Annotated in this window: 5 protein-coding genes and 1 pseudogene; all 6 read right to left on the bottom strand. The window is 71.6% G+C overall.

The features are described 5' to 3' along the window. Positions 1–463 precede the first annotated feature (463 nt). Positions 464–3,301, bottom strand: coding sequence for an ATP-binding protein (locus tag IF11_RS0114770; RefSeq protein WP_030352036.1), 2,838 nt, complete (start codon positions 3,299–3,301; stop codon positions 464–466). Beyond that, a complete protein-coding gene (locus IF11_RS0114765; protein WP_240627924.1) occupies positions 3,291–6,101 on the bottom strand; it encodes an AAA family ATPase in 2,811 nt (936 codons plus the stop codon). Before IF11_RS0114765 ends, IF11_RS0114770 begins: the two co-directional genes overlap by 11 nt. A gap of 63 nt (positions 6,102–6,164) precedes the next feature. Further along, positions 6,165–9,071, bottom strand: a complete 2,907-nt coding sequence (locus tag IF11_RS0114760; RefSeq protein WP_030352034.1) for an AAA family ATPase — start codon at positions 9,069–9,071, stop codon at positions 6,165–6,167. A 530-nt stretch (positions 9,072–9,601) separates the two neighbouring features. Next, on the bottom strand, positions 9,602–10,357 hold the full coding sequence (locus IF11_RS0114755; protein WP_030352033.1) for a thioesterase II family protein: 756 nt from the start codon (positions 10,355–10,357) through the stop codon (positions 9,602–9,604). Positions 10,358–11,017: 660 nt separating this feature from the next. Beyond that, a pseudogene (locus IF11_RS43410) lies at positions 11,018–15,834 on the bottom strand (SDR family NAD(P)-dependent oxidoreductase); the annotation flags it as partial. A gap of 170 nt (positions 15,835–16,004) precedes the next feature. Continuing rightward, positions 16,005–18,324, bottom strand: a 2,320-nt coding sequence (locus IF11_RS43405) for an SDR family NAD(P)-dependent oxidoreductase (RefSeq protein ID WP_483316182.1), incomplete at its 5' end; no start/stop codon positions are given.

Raw genomic sequence — 18,324 nt, 5'->3', positions numbered from 1 at the left:
TGGTCGGGTTTGAGGTCGCTGGTTGTGACCTGCGCCGAATCTGCGAGTGCAGCAATCGCCACGAGACCGCCATCCTTTCGGGTCCCCCCGATTCATTGGGAATACTCAACATCGTTATGCGGGTCGGATAACACCGGCAGTCGGTCTCACGTGACCTCATTGGCGGGTTATCCATTTACTGAATTGAGAGTAGGTAGCTTTGTGGTGGCCCGTCAACAAGACCCCTGTTCACATGGCTAAAGCTGTGGTCCCACCCCGGGAAGGTTCGGTCCGCAATGACGATGTCTACGGTGGGAAAAACCCGGCATGCCGGGCGGGACGGATTGGCGAGGCATCCGCTCAATTCAGCCTTGTTTGAGGTTCTCTTGAGGTTCGCGTAGCATGCCGGGCCGAACCAAGCCGCGCAGGCGCCGCACAGGCCACAGCGGCGCGTAGCATGCTGTTAACAGTTACCCGCGGGAGTCTACGCGGGAAGAGCATCCGCCAGCTCATGCCGGCCCGAGATGCCGAGCTTCCGATAGGAATTCGTTAGATGTTTCTCGACGGCACGTGAACTCACGCCGAGTTCACCCGCAATTTCCTGGTTGGTGAGCCCGCGGCCGACAAGAGTGATCACCCTGCGCTCGCTGCGGGTGAGGACGGCGGTCTTCGGCGCGGAGGCCGTACCGAGGCCGTGCTCGGCCCGCTCGACCAGCCAGGGAGCACCGCAGGCCGCCGCGAGGGTGCCCGCCTCCCGTAGTGCCGCCTCCGCCTCGGGGCCGCCGCCCAGCTGCCGGCCCAACAACACGAGTGTCCTGGCGAGTTCCAGTTCGAAGGACGAGTCGCGCAGTACGGCGACCGCTTCGCGCAGCAGCGGGACGCCCTGCGCGCCCTGGAGCCAGCCCTTCAGCCGCAGGGCGCGGCCGAGCCCGGCGGGTGCTCCCCATGCCGTGGCCCAGGCGAGTTCCTCCTCGGCGAGCCGCAGCGCGGACCGGGAGTCGCCGAGCCGCTGGTAGAGGCCGATGGCGTGGGGACGCCATGGGAAGAGCGCCGAGTTCCGCCAGCCGGAGACGTCCAGTTGACGGCCGCAGGCGAGCAGGCTCTCCAGCGCTCTGGAACGCAGTCCCCGCTGGGCGTCCACCGACGCCTGGAGTATCTGGAGTGCGGCCGTCAGGGCCAGCCCGGCCGTCCGGCGCCGGCGGGCCCTGGCGAGGATCCGTTCGCTGAGCGCCGGGTCACGCAGTTCGAGTGCGACCGTGGAGAGGATCATGATGGAGGCCTCGCGCCAGTCCGTCTCGGCCGACCCCATGGCACGCTCGACATATTCGCGCGCCTGGGTGGGCCTGCTCTGCGAGACGAGGACGAACGCCCGTTCCGCGAGGAGGAGGACGCTGTCGGCGCCGGTCGCGTTCTGCCAGCGGGTCTGCTGCTCGGTCGACAGCCACGAGCCCACGTCCTGTACCGACTCGGCGGCGAAGAGGGTGACGACGACCAGCGGCAGCGCGGTGTGCGCGCCCGCCGAGGTGGCCGGTTCGCGTTCCAGGATGCGGCCGCCCGTGCGCGCCGCCTCGGCCGCGGACAGCCGGCCGGTGAGAGTGCCGGAGAAGAGGAGCACGGCCATCAGCTCACGTTCGGCCGCGGAGCCGAGCGGGGGGTCCTCCCCCAGTTCGCGCAGGCGTTCCATGGCCGAGGCCAGCTCCCCCGGGTTCTCGTGCCCGCAATGCCTGAGCCGGGCTTCGAGCCGCAGGGCCATTTCCCGCGCCTGACCGTCCAGTTCGGCGGGCGAGCCGAGTTCGTCGCTGACGCCGCGCAGGAGCGCGGCGGTGGAGGGGGGTACGGCGCCGAGCAGCGGCGGCGGAATACGCAGCGCGGCGGCGGCCCGGTCCCTGACCGTGGTCAGCAGAGGCATCGCCTGGACGATATGGCGCTGACAGGCCTCGGGGTCGAACCCGCGCTCCGCGGTGGCCAGTTCGACCAGCAGTCTGGCCCGGCTCTCGTCCTGGGGGCGGTGGCCGAGCAGCGCGCGGCGCAGATAACGGGCGGCGGTCTCCGGCGCGCCCCGGCGCAGCGCGGTGTCGGCCGCGGCACGCAGCACCATCACCGACCAGGGGCGGCCGAAGGTGGTGACGGCCATCAGATGGGCGGCGACCTGCTCGGCGGGACGGCCGCTGCGGTAGAGCAGGTCCGCGGCGGCGGCGTGCCAGCGTTCCCGTTCGGCCACGGTCATCGCGGATTCGATGGCGTCCTGGACGACGCGGTGGATGAAGCGCGGTTCGCGCGCGTCGGCCAGCAGCCCCGCCTCGCGGAGCGCCCGCCGGGCGGCGCCGAAGCCGATCTCGTCCAGTCCGGCGAGTTCCGTGATGAGCTCGGGGTCTCCGTGACCGCCGAAGGCGGCGATCGCCGCGGCCGTGTCCCGTACCGCCCGTGGCCGGGTCCGCAGATAGCTCGCCAGCCGCTCCCGCAGCCCCGCGGGCCGCAGGGCGCGTACCCGGTCGGCGTGGTCGGCGGTCGGCTCGTGGCCCCGTGCCTCCATGCCCAGCAGTAGGGACATCAGGAACAGCGGGTTGCCGCCGGTCACTTCATGACAGGCGCGTACGTACTCCTCGTCCCCGGGTGCGCCGGACCGTTCGCGGATCACCGCTCGGGTGGCGTCGCGCGACAGCGGGGCGGGGCGCAGTATCTGGGTCGAGGAGGCGGCGATCTCGCGCACCAGGGCGTGTCCGGCGCCCTGGTCCCCGTCCCGGAGCGTGCAGACGAGCACGACCCGCAGCCCCCGCAGCCGTTTGGTGAGGTAGGCGAGCCAGCGCAGGGAGGGGATGTCCACCCACTGGAGGTCGTCGACGAGGATGAGCAGCCTGGCGTGTTCGCTGATGTCGGCGAGGAGCGAGCGCGGACCGTGCAGGGTCGCCTCGGACGCGGCGCCGGCCGGGCCCCCGGCGCCCGCGCCGTCGGGCGCCTCCCCCATCGGCATGTCCTCGGCGAGCGGCCGGCCGGCCGGAGTGTCGTCGGCGCCGAACATCAGGCCGGAGGCCCGGCCGGGTTCGCGCGCCCAGCGCTCGCGGTCCGCCTGCGAGGCGCCGGAGAGCAGACTGTCGAGCAACTGCCGGACCACACCGAACGCGAAGTCCCGCTCCATCGGGGCGGCGTTCGCCCGCAGGACTCGTACGTCCGTACCGGAGACGACACCGGGCAGTCGGCGCAGCAGGGCGGATCTTCCGATGCCGAGTGGTCCGCACAGCAGGATCACCGATGAGGTGCCCTCGTCCGCGGCGCTCAACGCGGCCCCCACCCGCGACAGTTCGGACTCCCGCTCAAGAAGCATCGCTCGGCCGCTCTCCCATGTTCCGCACCAGCACGCACAGTTCCTCGCGTCCGGTGATACGCAGCTTTCGGTACGTGTTGCTCAGCCGCAGCTCGACGGTGCGTCTGCTCACGGAGAGCAGCTCCGCGATCTCGCGGTTGCCGTGGCCGCGTCCGGCGAAGGTCGCGGTGCGCTGTTCGGCCTCCGAGAGCGTGGTCCACTCCCGGGGCAGGGCGGGGGGCACCGGTCCGGCCGGCCTCTCCAGCCGTTCGGTGAGCCCGCGCACCGCCGTTGCCAGCCGGCTCGACGGATGAGGCGTGGTGAACGCGGAGAGCCGGGCGAGGGAGAGCGCGGCGGCCCGGCAGTCGCCCTCCTCCAGCTCGCAGGAGGCCAGTCGGGCCAGCGCCCACGCGTAGGTCAGCCGGGCGGGTGAGTCGCCCAGGACGCGGACCGCCTCACGGGCGGCGATCACGGGCCTGCCGCCGGCGCCGGTCATCGGGGCGGTCCACAGCTCGGCGAGGCCGAGCGCGCTCGCCGAGCCCCACCGGCGGGCGAGTCTCAGCTCCTCCAGGCTCAGCCGCGCCGCTTCCTCGCGGTCGCCGAGGGCGTAACAGGCCTCGGCCGCCTGCGGGCGCCAGCACAGCAGCGCCGGATTGTTCCACTGTCTGCGCAGCAGCCGTCGGCCGCTCTCCTTCGCCAGCTCCATCGCATCGGTCCAGCGCCCGTCGACGGCGGCGACGCGCGCCCTGCCGAAGAGCAGGGCGGACCAGGCCACGCCCTCCTCCGCCCCGGGCGGCGTGGGCGCGGCGGCGAGCGCCCGCGCGCACTCCTGGCGGCCGGCTTCCACCGCGGTCGAGATACGCAGGGCCGTCAGGCTCGGGGCGATCAGCGGATGTCTGCTCGACATCGGCAGGGCCCGTTCGGCGGCGTCGAGGTCCCGCTCGACGGCGTCGAGCCGGCCGGCGCGCAGGGACAGTTCGGCGCGCGCCGTCAGGATCCGCGCGGTGGCCGCTCTGCGGTGGTCGCGCCGTACGACGGTGAGCAGCGCGTCCAGTTCCGCGGCGGCCTCTTCGTGGTCATCGGTCAGGATCAGCGCCCGGCAGGCGGCGAGCCGGGGCAGTACCAGCGGGGTGTCGGGGCCGTCGCCCGCGAGGGCGGCGCGGGCCAGCGTCCTGGTCGTCTCCAGGTCCTCGCCACGTACGGCGAGCTGCCAGGCGCGTACGCCGCTCTGGACAGGGGTCGAGGGGCGGCCGGGCAGTACGGGCACCTCGGGCACCATCGGTTCGGTGTCGTCCCGGGACTCGTCGGCGAGCCAGAACAGCGCGATCAGACTGTCGCGTTCGCCGGGCCGGACGTCGCACAGCGCCTCGGCCGCCGCGCGGCGTGCCCAGTCGCTGTTGCCGCGGGCGAGTCCGAGGTCGACGGCGCGGGCGCGCAGTCCTTCGGGGGCGCCGCTGCCGCCCCGGACGAGTTCGCCGAGCCTTCGGTCCCCCGCCAGGGGCGCCGACATCGCTTCGGCGGCGGCCAGTTCCAGGGTGAGCCGGGCGCGCTCGCGCGGCTCCAGCGGTTCGCGCAGCGCGCGGGAGAGATACGCGGCGGCCCGGCCGTGGTCCTCCGCGTTCAGGGCGGCGGTGAAGCTCTCGCACAGCGTGCTGACCACCCAGGGGGCTCCCAGCGGCGGCGTACGGAGCAGGATCTGCGCGACGTCCTCGTCGTTCGCCCAGGCACGGTGGGCCAGTTCGGCGGCCCGGGAGTACAGCTGGGCCCGTTCTTCGGTGGCCATGTCCTCCAGCAGCCGGGCCTTCACCGCGGGGTGGCGTACCTGTGTTTTCGTTCCTCCGGAAACGGTGAGTCCCGCCGCCTCCAGCATCACGTGCAGTTCCTGGCCGCGTACGGGCCTCAGCCCGGCCAGCGCGCGGACGAGGGGGAAGCTGAGCAGCTCGCCGCAGACGGCCAGCGCCCGCAGCAGCGCCACGGCTTCGGCGGGCAGGCCGTTGAGCGAGCGCGTCGCGTGGTCGCCGACGACGGCGGCGGTGATCGTACGCAGCTCGGGCAGCCGGGCGGCGACCGGTTCATGGCCCTGGTCGGTGAACTGGCGCAGCACCTCGCGCAGTACGGCGGGGTTGCCCTCGGTGGCCGCCGCGGCCGTCGCGGTGAACCGCTGGTCGCCCGGGGTGCCGCAGACCGTCTCCACCACGGTGGCGACGCCGTGTTCGGTCAGTCCGCGCAGCACGAGCTGCTTGCTGGGGACCGGGGAGGCGGGCAGCAGGCTGAGCCAGTCCCGGCCCTTGGCCGACACGCCGCTCCCGCTCGCCAGCACCGCGACCGGTGTGTCCGGGGTCAGCCGCCGGACCAGCGCGTGCAGCCAGCGCAGGGAGGCGGGATCGAGCCATTGGGTGTCCTCGATGACCAGCAGGGTAGGCATCGTCTGTGCGAAGTGAAGGGTTCCGTCGAGTCCGGGCAGCGGACCGGGCTGCCGGTGCTCCATCAGTTCCCGCAGCGAGCAGCCGGCCGGGCCGCCATCGGCCTGGCCCTGGCCTGCCATCGATGTCATGAGTTGCGCGATCACGCCGTAGCGCACCTCACGTTCGGCCGGGGCCGCCTGGGCGTGCAGCACACCCAGTCCGCCGCCCTGGGCGCGCCGGGCGGCCCATCTCAGCAGAGCGTTCTGTGCGTGGCCCGGTCTCCCGGTCAGGGTCACGATGCCCGCGCGTCGTCTGCCCAGCGAGGTGAGCAGGGAGGTCAGCGCCGCCTGCTCGCGACCGCGTTCGAGCAGGTCCACCCCGTCTCGACGGGTGTCCGGTCCGTATGTCCACTCCAAGGACCGCGTGCTCAGACAATTGTCGTTCCGGCCAGTCACACGCACCGCCTCGCCCCGTTCGCTTCAGCGTCGCCAGCGTGATTCGGATACCCAGCCCGGTGGTTGCCCATCGGGGACATCGGGCGTGCGCAGAACGGCGCCCAGTTCGGTGCGCCCGCTCACGCCCAGTTTCCGGTACACGCTGGTCAGATGTGTCTCAATGGTGCGTACCGTCACGAACAAGGTCTCCGCGATCGAGCGGTTGCTGGCGCCCGCCGCGGCGAGGCCGGCCACCCTGCGTTCCATTCCGGTGAGCATGTCGAGCGGTGAGGCGCTCATCTTCCGCATCCGGCCGCCGGCGGTGACCAGCAGCCTGCGGGCGACGGCGGCGAGCGCGAGGGCCCCGCAGCGCTGGGCGAGGTCGGTGGCGGTCCGCAGATGCTCCCGGGCGCCGCGCTGGTCGCCGGTCTTCAGCAGGGCGCGGCCGAGGACGAATTCCGCTTTGGCGTGCTCGGCTCTGGCGGGCGAGCCGGCCAGGGTGAGGACCGCTTCGGTGAGCGGTTCGATGCCCGTGCCGCCGGGGGCGATCACGCCGCGGGCGAGCGCGGCGAGTCCGAGGGCGCGGGGGGTGCCCCACCGCTGGGCCAGCTCGCCGCCGTACTCGGTCATCTCCCGGGCCTCGTCGCCGCGGTTCATGACCGCGAGCAGACACGCCGCCTCGGACCACCACGGCAGAAACGCCGGATTGCTGAACCGGGACTCCTCCAGCGATCTGCCGCATTCGAGGTAGAGACCGAGCGCCGCCTCCCGGTCGCCGAGCGCCCATCGGGCGCGGGCCCGCGCCATCAGCGACCAGTGGTATTCGATGACGAACCGGTCGAGACCGCCCCGTTTGATACCGCGGAGCACTTCCTCGGCCCGTTGGGCCTCGCCGCGTTCGACGAGCATCGTCGCGAGCGCGATCTGCGGCAGCGCGGCGCCGTCACCCCATCTCTCCTCGCCGATGATCTCGATGGATGTCTGCGCGTCGGCCAGCGCGTCGGGGAACGCGCCCGCGCCGTGCAGCACCAGAGCGCGGGTGGACAGCGCGAGCACGAAGGTCCAGACGGCGGCGTTGTCCTGGCTGTGCTGGAGCATGCGGTCCAGCGCGTCCAGCGCCTCGTCGACCTCGTCGGCGAGGCTGAGCGCGAACGACGAGGCGAGCAGGGGCCAGCTCTCCAGCTCCGCCCCGGGCGATCTCAGCGCGCGGCGGGCCTGTTCGACCGTCAGCTCCGCCGAGCGGCCGTCCATCGCGGTCAGTACGGTCATCATCGCGAGCATCTGGCGCTGGGCGGGCGTATCGCCGGGAGGCGCGGTCAGTAACGCGGCGCGGTCCAGGGTCGCGGAGACGGTCGCCTTCTCGTCCGCCCCGACGATCAGCAGGACCGATTCGACCAGCGTGTGCAGTTCACGGTCGGCGGGATCCGGGCCCGGGCCCAGCTCGGCTTCCAGCTCCGCCAGGACCTCTTCGAGGACCCGTACGCCGGCGGGCGACCGCTGAACGGCCAGGCAGACCAGTCCGTACCGCACGGCGACCATGGCCCTGGCGCGTGGGTCATCGGCCAGCGACAGCGCTTCCTCCAGCAGCCGGATGGCCTCCGCCGGATTGATCTCCGCGAGGGACGTGGCCATCTGGATACGTACCGGCACGCTGTGCGGCTCCATCTCCAGCACGCGGTGCAGATAGCGTACCGCGGCCTCGGGAGCGCCACGGCCCTCGGCCTGGACGGCCGCGTCGCGGAGCACCGCCGGCATCCACGGCTGGGTCAGGGCGGGCAACAGCATGAGCCGGCCCGCGACTTCCTCGGCGGGCCGGCCCGCATCACTCAGCAGCAGGGCGGCTCTGGTGCGCAGCCCGGCCAGCGCCTCGGCGCCGAGGGGTTCCAGTACGGCCGAGCGCACCACGTCATGCACCAGGTCAGCCCGGTCCGCGGCGAGCACCTCGGCGCGCCGCAGGGCGACAACGCCCTCGGCGACGAGCGCGGAGGGCACGTCGGCGAGCATGCCGACCAGATCGGGGGACTCCTCGCCGAGGACCGCGATCGCCCGGGCCACCTCGCGCACCCAGAGCGGCTGATTGTCCAGCAGCGCGCTCACGGAGGACGCGATCACCTGGCCGCCCACCTCGGCGACTCTCCGTACGCCCTTCTCGTCGGGCTGCACTCCCTCGGCGCGCAGCTCGCCCAGGAGCCGGCTGAGAGTGAGGGGGTTGCCGCCGGAGACGGCGGCGGCGCGCTCGGTGAAGGACGGTTCGACGGGTGCCTGGAAGATCTGCCGGGCCATCTCGCCGACGGCCGCGTGCGTGAGCGGCGCCAGCCGCATCAGGGCTGGCCGGCGCTGCGCGGCGATGTCGGCCAGCGCGGAGTGGGCGACCGGCTCGGCCTCGCTGCGGTGGGCGAGCACCACCAGCAGCGGCAGATCGTCCGCGCGCCGCAGCAGGAAGTCCACCCAGCCCAGGGAGCGTTCGTCGCACCAGTGCACATCGTCCAGTACGAGCACGAGCGGGCGGTCGACCATCAGATTCGCCGCGAGCCAGTACAGCCCGTGCAGCACCGGATAGGTGGCGGACGCGCCCAATGTCTCCTGCTCGAACGGTCCGGCCGTGAGGGCGGGCAGCGCGCGACGGGCGAGACCGCGCAGCAGCGGGGAGTTCCTGGCGTCCTCGCCGCTGAGCCCCAGCGAGCCGAACAGCTCCCGTACGCCGCCGTATCCCGCGCCCGCGGCGACTTCGCCGCACGAGCCGTACAGCACGGCCATGTTGCGGCACGCGTCGCTCTTGAGGAACGCCCGCAGAAGGCTGGTCTTGCCGATGCCCGCGGGGCCGGACAGCATCACCAGGCCCGCCCGCCCGGCGCGCGCGGCCTCGGCATGGCGGCTCAGCGCCCGCAGCTCACGGGCGCGTCCGACCAGAGTGCTGGACAAACCGGAGAGATCGGCCTGGTCCAGCATCATGGTCTCCTCGCCTCTCGGGGGACACAACAGACGCGATGACTCGTCGCCGCGTCCCGCAGCATCCCGCACAACTCGCAAAAACAGCTGAACGTTCCACGATCGACGGCGCGAGGTTGCATGATCACAGGATCCCGCAACCCACGAAGCCCACGAAGCCCGTTTCGGCACTTGGGGACTACCCAGCGCGAACTGGATCAAGCACTACTGTCCGCTGGACGCCACTGCACCGTCCGGGAGTTGGTGGCGCGCCCGCCCGGAGCGCCCCCCGCACTCCGGGCAGCACCCCACTCCGGAAACCCGGATGTCCGGATAACCGGATGATCCGGATGACCGCACGAGAAGACATTCTTCCAGAGCGATAAGGGCGACCGCGCCAATGCACGGCTGAGGGGCTCTTCAGGGGGCACACACCACCCGATGGTGTTGATCACCCGAGAGATGTTGACCACTCGGAACCCCTGATCACAGGGGTGGGCGGCACAGACGGGTCGGTCGCTCAGCGAGATCGGTCGCTCAGCGGGATCGGCGGACTATGCCTGAGCGGAGAGATGTTTCCGCAGGAGCGCGATCACCGCCGGCGCCTGGGAACTGAGGAAGAAGTGCCCGCCGGGGTAGACCTTCAGGTCAAAGGCTCCCGTGGTGTGGCCACGCCAGTCCTCGGCCTCGTCCAGCGTGGTCTTCGGATCGTTGTCGCCGGTCAGCGCGGAGATCGGGACCCGGACCCTCGTCGCTGGATCGCAGCGGTAGGTCTCAATGGCCTGATAGTCACTGCGGATCGCCGGGAGGATCATCCGCAGGATCTCCTCGTCGCCGAGCAGCGCCGTATTCGTACCGGAGAGCAGCTTCAGCTCGGCGACGATGCCGTCGTCGTCGCGCTGGTGCACACTCTCGTCCCGGTGGCGCGACGGGGCGCGCCGGCCGGAGGCGAACAGATGGGAGAGCTCACCGCCATCGGCCTCGAACCGCCGCGCGACCTCGAAGGCGATCGTCGCGCCCATGCTGTGTCCGAAGAACGTGGTCGGCCGGGCGCGGAGCTGCTTGCGCAGCGCCTCGTAGATCTGATCGGCCATGACCCCGAGATCGCCGGGGCTGGTCTCCTTGCGCCGGTCCTGACGGCCGGGGTACTGCACCGAGAACACCTCGGCCACGGACGACAGTTGAGCGGAGACCGGGAAGTAGAAAGACGCCGAGCCACCCGCGTGGGGGAAACAGAAGAGTTGTTCCGAGCTGGCCGGCGCTGGATGAAAGCACCGCGCCCAAAGGCTCTCCTCGGTGGACGTCGTCATCGTGTTGCATCCTCCTAGGGGTGGGCCGAGCGATCCGGACCGCGCTGCGGTCCGGGCCTCCGGGCCGGTGACAGCGGGACATGACGGGACGTGACACACCGCGGGCGCCATGATCTCACCGACGCGACCGAACGTTCCATGCGGCACTCCTACCCAACAGAGCGGCCGGACGACTCACATCACCCGACTCGCGCTCTCTCCGTCACCGACCGCCACGTGTCGGCCCGGTGACCGACCACCCCATTCCACTAGGACGGACAGTGGGAAATTCCCTAGTCTCTGCAGGGACATCGGTGACGGAACCCACTCGTGAGTGAAGGAACCGCCTTCGATTCGCCGGTCGTTCGGGGGGTCCGGGAGACGTGAGCCGTCTCCCGGACCCCCCGTGGTTCAGGACAGACCGAGTTCGTCGTCGAGGAGCGCGAACACATCGTCGTCCGACGCCGCCTCCAGATCGAACTCGCCGGAGCCGTTCGCCGACTCCTGCCGCAGCGCCGCCCACTTCGTCCTGAGCACCTCGATGCGTCCGGCGACGTGCTTGAACTCCTGCGCGTCGACCGTCATCTCCGTGATCGCCTTCTCCAACTGGTCGAGAACGGCGAGCACCGAACCGGCCCCGGTGACCTCCTCGGTCACCAGCTGGGAGTGGAGATGGTCCACGACCGCGGCCGGGGTGGGGTAGTCGAACAGCAGGGTGGCCGGCAGCCGCAGCCCTGTCGCCGCGTTCAGCCGGTTCCTGAAGTCCACCGCCGTCAGGGAGTCGAAGCCCAGCTCCTGGAACTGCCGCGAGGCGCCGACCGCCGTACCGTCCGCGTGTCCGAGCACCACGGCCGCCTGATCGCGGACCAGCGTCAGAAGAACGTCACGGCGCTCCTCGTCGGTCAGTCCGGTCAGCCGCTGCCCGAGCGATTCGGCCGACCGCGGAGCGGCCGTCGCCGACCGCCGGGACGGGGTCCTGATCAGACCGCTGAGCAGGGCCGGGATCTCGCCCTCGGCAGCGTAGTTACCCTGCCCCGCACCACCGAACACACCGGCCACGGACGAGAACACCACAAACGCGGCCAGACCGAGATCGCGCGTCAGCTCATGCAGATGCCACGCCGCGTCCACCTTCGGCCGCAGAACCGTATCCAGCCGCTCCGGCGTCAGCGAACCGATCACGCCGTCGTCCAGCACGCCGGCGGCGTGTACGACCGCCGAGACCGGATGGGCGGCGGGTACGGCGGCCAGCACGTCGGCCAGCGCTCCCCGGTCGGCGACATCACAGGCCGCGGCCGTGACCTCGGCACCGAGCGTCTCCAGCTCCTCGACGAGGGCTCCCACTCCCTCCGCGCCGGGACCGCGCCGGCTGAGCAGCAACAGCCGGCGTACGCCGCGTTCCGCGACCAGGTGCCGGGCCAGTACGGCGCCCAGACCGCCGGTTCCGCCGGTGATCAGTACGGTGCCGCCCCGCTCCCAGCTCTCTCCCGCGCCTGCTGTCTCACCGTCTGTCTCCCCATCGGTCGGGGCGACCGGCTCGGGGAGGGGTACGCGGTCCAGCCTGGCGGCCCTGACCTCGCCCCCGCGGAGCACCAACTGCGGCTCTTCGGAACCGAGAGCGCGGGCCAGCGGGGTCAACGCGGCGGCACCAGCCGCCGGTTCGAGATCCAGCAGTCCGAAGCAGCCCGGATTCTCCGACTGCGCGGACCGCACCAGACCCCATACGGAGGCCGCCGCCAGGTCGGCGACAGCACCGCCGTCCACGGCCACCGCTCCCCGGGTGACGAACACCAGCCGCGAACCGGCGAACCGGTCCTCGCCCGGCCACTGCTGGAGCTGCCCCAGCGCCCGGGAGACGACCTCGCGTACCGAGTCGGGTACAGCCACTGCCCCGGCACCGTCCGGTTCGCTCAGGACGGGCACCAGCACGACATCCGGCACCGGGCGGCCAATCCGTCGGCGAGTCCCAGCACGTCCGGTCCGAGCACGACGACCGACCCCGGAATGTCCTGACCGGAAGTGTCGGCGGCGGCCACGGAAATCGCGTCCTTACCGACCGGAGCCAACCGCACCCGCAGCGCCGAAGCACCCGTCGCGTGCAGCGACACGCCCTCCCACGAGAACGGCAGACCACCACCGCCCCCGTCACTGTCGCCCGCCAGAAGCGAAGCGTGCAGAGACGCGTCCAGCAGAGCCGGATGCAGACCGAACGCGGCCGCGTCACCCTCCGCACTCTCCGGAAGACTCACCTCCGCGAAGATCTCACCATCACGCCGCCAGGCCGCCCGCAGACCCTGGAACACCGGACCGTACGCGAACCCGATCTCCTCGAACCGCTCATAGCAACCCTCAACATCCAGAGCCTCGGCACCGGTCGGCGGCCACACCGTCGCGTCGAACCCGGTCTCCGCCCCCTCGGAGCGGCCGGCCAGCGACCCGGTGGCGTGCTGGGTCCAGGGTGCGTCCGCCGCGTCCGCCGGGCGGGAGTAGATCCCCACCGAACGCCGGTCGGACTCATCGGGCGTACCGACCGCGACCTGTACCTGCACCGCACCACGCTCGGGCAGGGTGAGGGGCGCGGCGAGCGTCAGTTCCTCCACGCGGTCGCAGCCGACCTCGTCACCGGCCCGGATCGCCAGCTCAAGCAGAGCAGTGCCGGGAAGCAGAACCCGGCCCATCACCGCGTGGTCAGCCAGCCACGGATGCGACTGAACGGACAGCCGGCCGGTGAACAACACGCCTTGGCTCGCAGCCAGTTCGACGGCCGCGCCCAGCAGCGGATGCCCGGCGGAACCGAGACCGGCCGCGCGCACATCACCGGCGGCGCCGGACTGCGAACCGGCCGGCCAGAACCACTGGTGCTGGAAGGCGTACGTGGGCAACTCGACCGGCCGCGCCCCCGTCCCCGCGAAGAACCCGGTCCAGTCGACCGTCGCACCACCGTGCGCGTGTACGCGAGCCAGCGCGGTGAGGGCGGTCAGCTCCTCGTCCCGGTCCTTGCGGAGGATCGGGACGATCGCCGCCTCTTCCGGCGCGGATTCCTGGGCCATGGCCGACAGCACACCGTCCGGGCCCAGCTCCAGGAACGTCGTCACACCCTGCTCGGCCAGCGTCCGTACCCCGTCCGCGAAGCGGACCGCCTCACGGACATGCCGAACCCAGTACTCGGGCGAGGACAGTTCCTCGGCCGACGCCAGGCCGCCGGTCAAGTTCGACACCACGGGAATCCGGGGCGCCTCGAACGACAACTGCTCCGCCGCCGCACGGAATCGCTCCAGCATCGGCTGCATCAGGGGCGAGTGGAAGGCATGCGACACCCGCAGGCGCGTGGTCTTCCGGCCCTGCTCCTCCAGCCGCGCCGCCACGGCCAGGACCGCTTCCTCATCGCCCGAGACAACGACCGAGGCGGGACCGTTGACCGCGGCGATCGACACCTCGCCCGACAGCAGCGGGGTGACCTCGTCCTCCGTCGCCCGTACCGCGACCATCGCACCACCGGCCGGCAGCGCCCGCATCAGCTTCGCCCGCGCCACGACCAGTGCGCAGGCGTCCTCCAGCGAGAACACCCCCGCCACATGCGCGGCAGCGATCTCACCGATCGAATGACCCGCCACGAAGTCCGGCTTCACGCCCCACGACTCCACCAGCCGGAACAGCGCCACCTCTACGGCGAACAACGCGGGCTGCGTGAAGCCCGTGTCGTTCAGCGATTCGGCGTCCTCGCCCCACATCACCTCGCGCAGGGGACGCTCCAACTCGCCGTCCAACGTGGTGAGTACGGAGTCCAGCGCCTCGGCGAACACCGGGAACCGAGCGTACAGCTCGCGGCCCATACCGAGCCGCTGGCTGCCCTGACCCGAGAACAGCACCGCAGTCCTGCCGCCGAGCACCGACCCCGACACCGCCGACGCATCCCCGTCACCGGACGCCAGGGCGCTCAGTGCACGAACCACGTCATGGGAGCCGCCGGAATCACTCGCCAGCACCACCGCGCGGTGCTCGAACACCGAACGTCCCGTCGCCAGCGAGTACCCGACATCCACCGGCCGCAGCGCCGGCCGCGCCTCGATGGAGGAGAGCAGCCTGGCCGCCTGGGCCGCCAGCGCCTCCGGAGTCTTCCCCGAGAGGACCCACGGCACCACGGCGGGCGCCGCGGCCTCCGTCACGGCCGGCTCGGCCGCGAACTCGGCCACCGGCTCGGGCTGTTCGAGGATGACGTGCGCGTTCGTCCCGCTGATCCCGAAGGACGAGACACCCGCACGCCGTACCCGATCGGTCTCCGGCCACTGCGTCTGCTCGGTCAGCAGTTCCACCGCGCCCGCCGACCAGTCGACATGGCCGAGCGTCGTCCCCGTACCGTGCGCCTCCACCACATCGACGTCGTCCATGGACAGTCCGCCGCTGGCCAGCGCCTGACGGATCACGCGCTGCTGCGAAGGACCGTTGGGGGCGGTGAGTCCGTTGGACGCGCCGTCCTGGTTGATCGCGCTGCCGCGCAGCACCGCCAGCACCTGATGGCCATTGCGCCGTGCGTCGGACAGCCGCTCAAGCACCAGCATGCCGACACCCTCCGACCAGCCCACACCATCGGCCGACTCGGAGAACGCCTTGCACCGGCCGTCGGGCGACAGACCCCGCTGCCGGGAGAACTCCACGAAGGTGCCCGGGGTCGACATGACCGTCACACCGCCGGCGAGCGCCAGCGAGCATTCGCCGCCGCGCAGCGCCTGGGCCGCCAGATGCATCGCGACCAGCGACGACGAGCACGCCGTGTCCACCGTCACCGCCGGACCCTCGAACCCGAAGGTGTACGAGACGCGGCCCGAGGCCACGCTTCCCGCGCTGCCCTGGCCCTGGTGTCCTTCAAACTGTTTGCCGTTCAGTGTGGTGCCGTAGTCGTTGTACATCACACCGGCGAACACACCGGTCGCACTGCCCATCAGCGACACCGGATCGATGCCGGCCCGCTCGATCGCCTCCCACGAGGCTTCGAGCAGCAGCCGCTGCTGCGAGTCCGTCGCCATCGCCTCGCGCGGCGACATCCCGAAGAACGCCGGGTCGAACTCGCCCGCGTTCTCCAGGAATCCGCCGGAGCGGGTGTACGACGTGCCCGCGTGGTCCGGGTCCGGGTTGAACAGCCCGTCCACGTCCCAGCCACGGTTGGCCGGGAAGCCGGAGACCGCGTCGGTGCCCTCGGTGACCAGCCGCCACAGATCCTCCGGCGAGGCCACCCCGCCCGGGTACCGGCAGCTCATGCCCACGACCACGATCGGATCGTCGGCCACGGGCGGCAGCATCCGGACCGGGATCGTGGTCTCGGCCTCGGTGCCGAACAGCTCGTCCCTGAGATGGTCCGCGAGCGCTGTCGCGGTCGGGTAGTCGAAGATCAGCGTGGCGGTCAGCCGCAGACCCGTCACCGTACTCAGCCGGTTCCGCAGCTCCACGGCCGTGAGGGAGTCGAAGCCCAACTCCCGGAATTGAGAGGTGGCGTTGACGGCCGCCGCGTCGGCATGGCCGAGTACGAGGGCGACCTGACTCCTTACGAGATCCAGCAGTGCTTCGTGCCGCGCGGACGGAGACAGCCCGGCCAGCCGGCCGAGAAGCCCGGTGGCGGTGGCGGTGGCGGTGGCCGATCCGGCGACCGCGCTCCGACGGCGGCGGGTACGGATCAACGACCTGAGCAGCGGGGGAACTTCACCCTGTGCGCGGCAGCGTAGTTACCCTGCCCCGCACCACCGAACACACCGGCCACGGACGAGAACACCACAAACGCGGCCAGACCGAGATCGCGCGTCAGCTCATGCAAATGCCACGCCGCGTCCACCTTCGGCCGCAGCACCCGGGCCAGACGCTCGGGGGTCAGTGAGCCGATGATGCCGTCGTCCAACACACCCGCCGTGTGCACCACGGTGGTCAGCGGGTGTTCGGACGGTACACCGGCCAGCAGCCCGGATACGGCGGACCGGTCGGCGAGGTCGCACGCGGCGACCGTGACCCGCGCGCCGTGCGCGGTCAGCTCGGCGACCAGTTCGGCGGCGCCGGGTGCGTCCGTACCCCGCCTGCTGGCCAGCAGCAGATGGCGCACACCGCGCTCGGCGACGAGATGCCGGGCCAGAACGCCGCCCAGACCGCCCGTACCGCCGGTGATCAGGACCGTACCCTCGCTGTCCCAGGCCGGTCCGGCGGCCTGGCTCGCGTCGGCGCCGGTGGACACGGGTGCGGGTACGCGGGTCAGTCGTCCCGCGTGGATCGCGCTGTCGCGGACGATCAGCTGCGGTTCGTCGGAACCGAGAGCCTTCCTCGCTTCGGACAGAGACGTCAGGTCGGCCGGGAGATCCAGCAGTCCGAAGCGGCCCGGGTTCTCCGTCTGAGCGGATCGCACCAGACCCCGTACGGAGGCCGCCGCCAGGTCGGCGACAGTGCCGCCGTCCACGGCCACCGCTCCCCGGGTGACGAACACCAGCCGCGAACCGGCGAACCGGTCCTCAGCCAGCCAGCCCTGGACCAGGGCCAGGGCCTCGGCGGTCAGCGCGTGGGCCGACTCCGCGACCCCGTCCTCGGACGACGTACCGTCGATCGGCCAATCCGTCGGCGAGTCCCAGCACGTCCGGTCCGAGCACGACGACCGCTGACCGGAAGTGTCGGCGGCGGCCACGGAAATCGCGTCCTTACCGACCGGAGCCAACCGCACCCGCAGCGCCGAAGCACCCGTCGCGTGCAGCGACACACCCTCCCACGAGAAGGGCAGACCACCACCGCCCCCGTCACTGTCGCCCGCCAGAAGCGAAGCGTGCAGAGACGCGTCGAGCAGTGCGGGGTGCAGACCGAACTTGGCCGCGTCAGCCTCCGCACTCTCCGGAAGACTCACCTCGGCGAAGATCTCACCGTCGCGACGCCAGGCGGCGCGCAGGCCCTGGAACACCGGACCGTACGCGAACCCGATCTCCTCGAACCGCTCATAGCAACCCTCAACATCCAGAGCATGGGCGCCGGTCGGCGGCCACACCGTCGCGTCGAACCCGGAGTCCGCCGCACTGGCGTCGGCGGTCGTCAGCGCGCCGGTGGCGTGCTGCGTCCAGGATCCGTCCGCCCCGTCCTCGGGCCGGGAGTAGATCCCCACCGAACGCCGGCCCGACTCGTCGGGGATACCGACCGCGACCTGCACCTGCACCGCACCACGCTCGGGCAGGGTGAGGGGCGCGGCGAGCGTCAGTTCTTCCACGCGGTCGCAGCCGACCTCGTCACCGGCCCGGATCGCCAGCTCAAGCAGAGCAGTGCCGGGAAGCAGAACCCGGCCCATCACCGCGTGATCGGCCAGCCACGGATGCGACTGAACGGACAGCCGACCTGTCACCAACGCGCCCTCGATCTCGGCGAGTTCGACGGCCGCACCGAGCAGCGGATGCCCGGCGGAACCGAGACCCGCGGCCCGTACATCCCCGGAACCACCCAGCGGGCCCGCCGGCCAGAACCACGTGCGCTGGAAGGCGTACGTGGGCAACTCGACCCGCCGCGCCCCCGTCCTCGCGAAGAGCACCGGCCAGTCCGCCGGAACTCCCCGGACGTACAGCTGGGCCAGCGCGGTGAGCGCGGTCGACTCCTCGGGCCGGTCCTTGCGGAGGATCGGTACGGTCGTGGCGCCGTCCGGTACGGATTCCTGGGCCATGGCCGACAGCACACCGTCCGGACCCAGCTCCAGGAACGTGCTCACGCCCTGCTCGGCCAGCGTCCGTACCCCGTCCGCGAACCGGACCGCCTCACGGACATGCCGAACCCAGTACTCGGGCGAGGACAGTTCCTCGGCCGACGCCAGGGCGCCGGTCAGGTTCGACACGACCGGGATCCGGGGCGCCGCGTACGACAACCCCTCCGCCACGGTGCGGAAGTTGTCCAGCATCGGCTGCATGAGGGGCGAGTGGAAGGCGTGCGAGACACGCAGACGCGTGGTCTTACGCCCCTGCTCCGCCAACCGCGCGGCCACCGACAGG

This window comes from Streptomyces scopuliridis RB72 (assembly GCF_000718095.1).
GTDB lineage: Bacteria > Actinomycetota > Actinomycetes > Streptomycetales > Streptomycetaceae > Streptomyces > Streptomyces scopuliridis.
The sequence above is the reverse complement of the archived record's forward strand: the minus strand, read 5'-3'. Positions and strand labels throughout refer to the sequence as shown.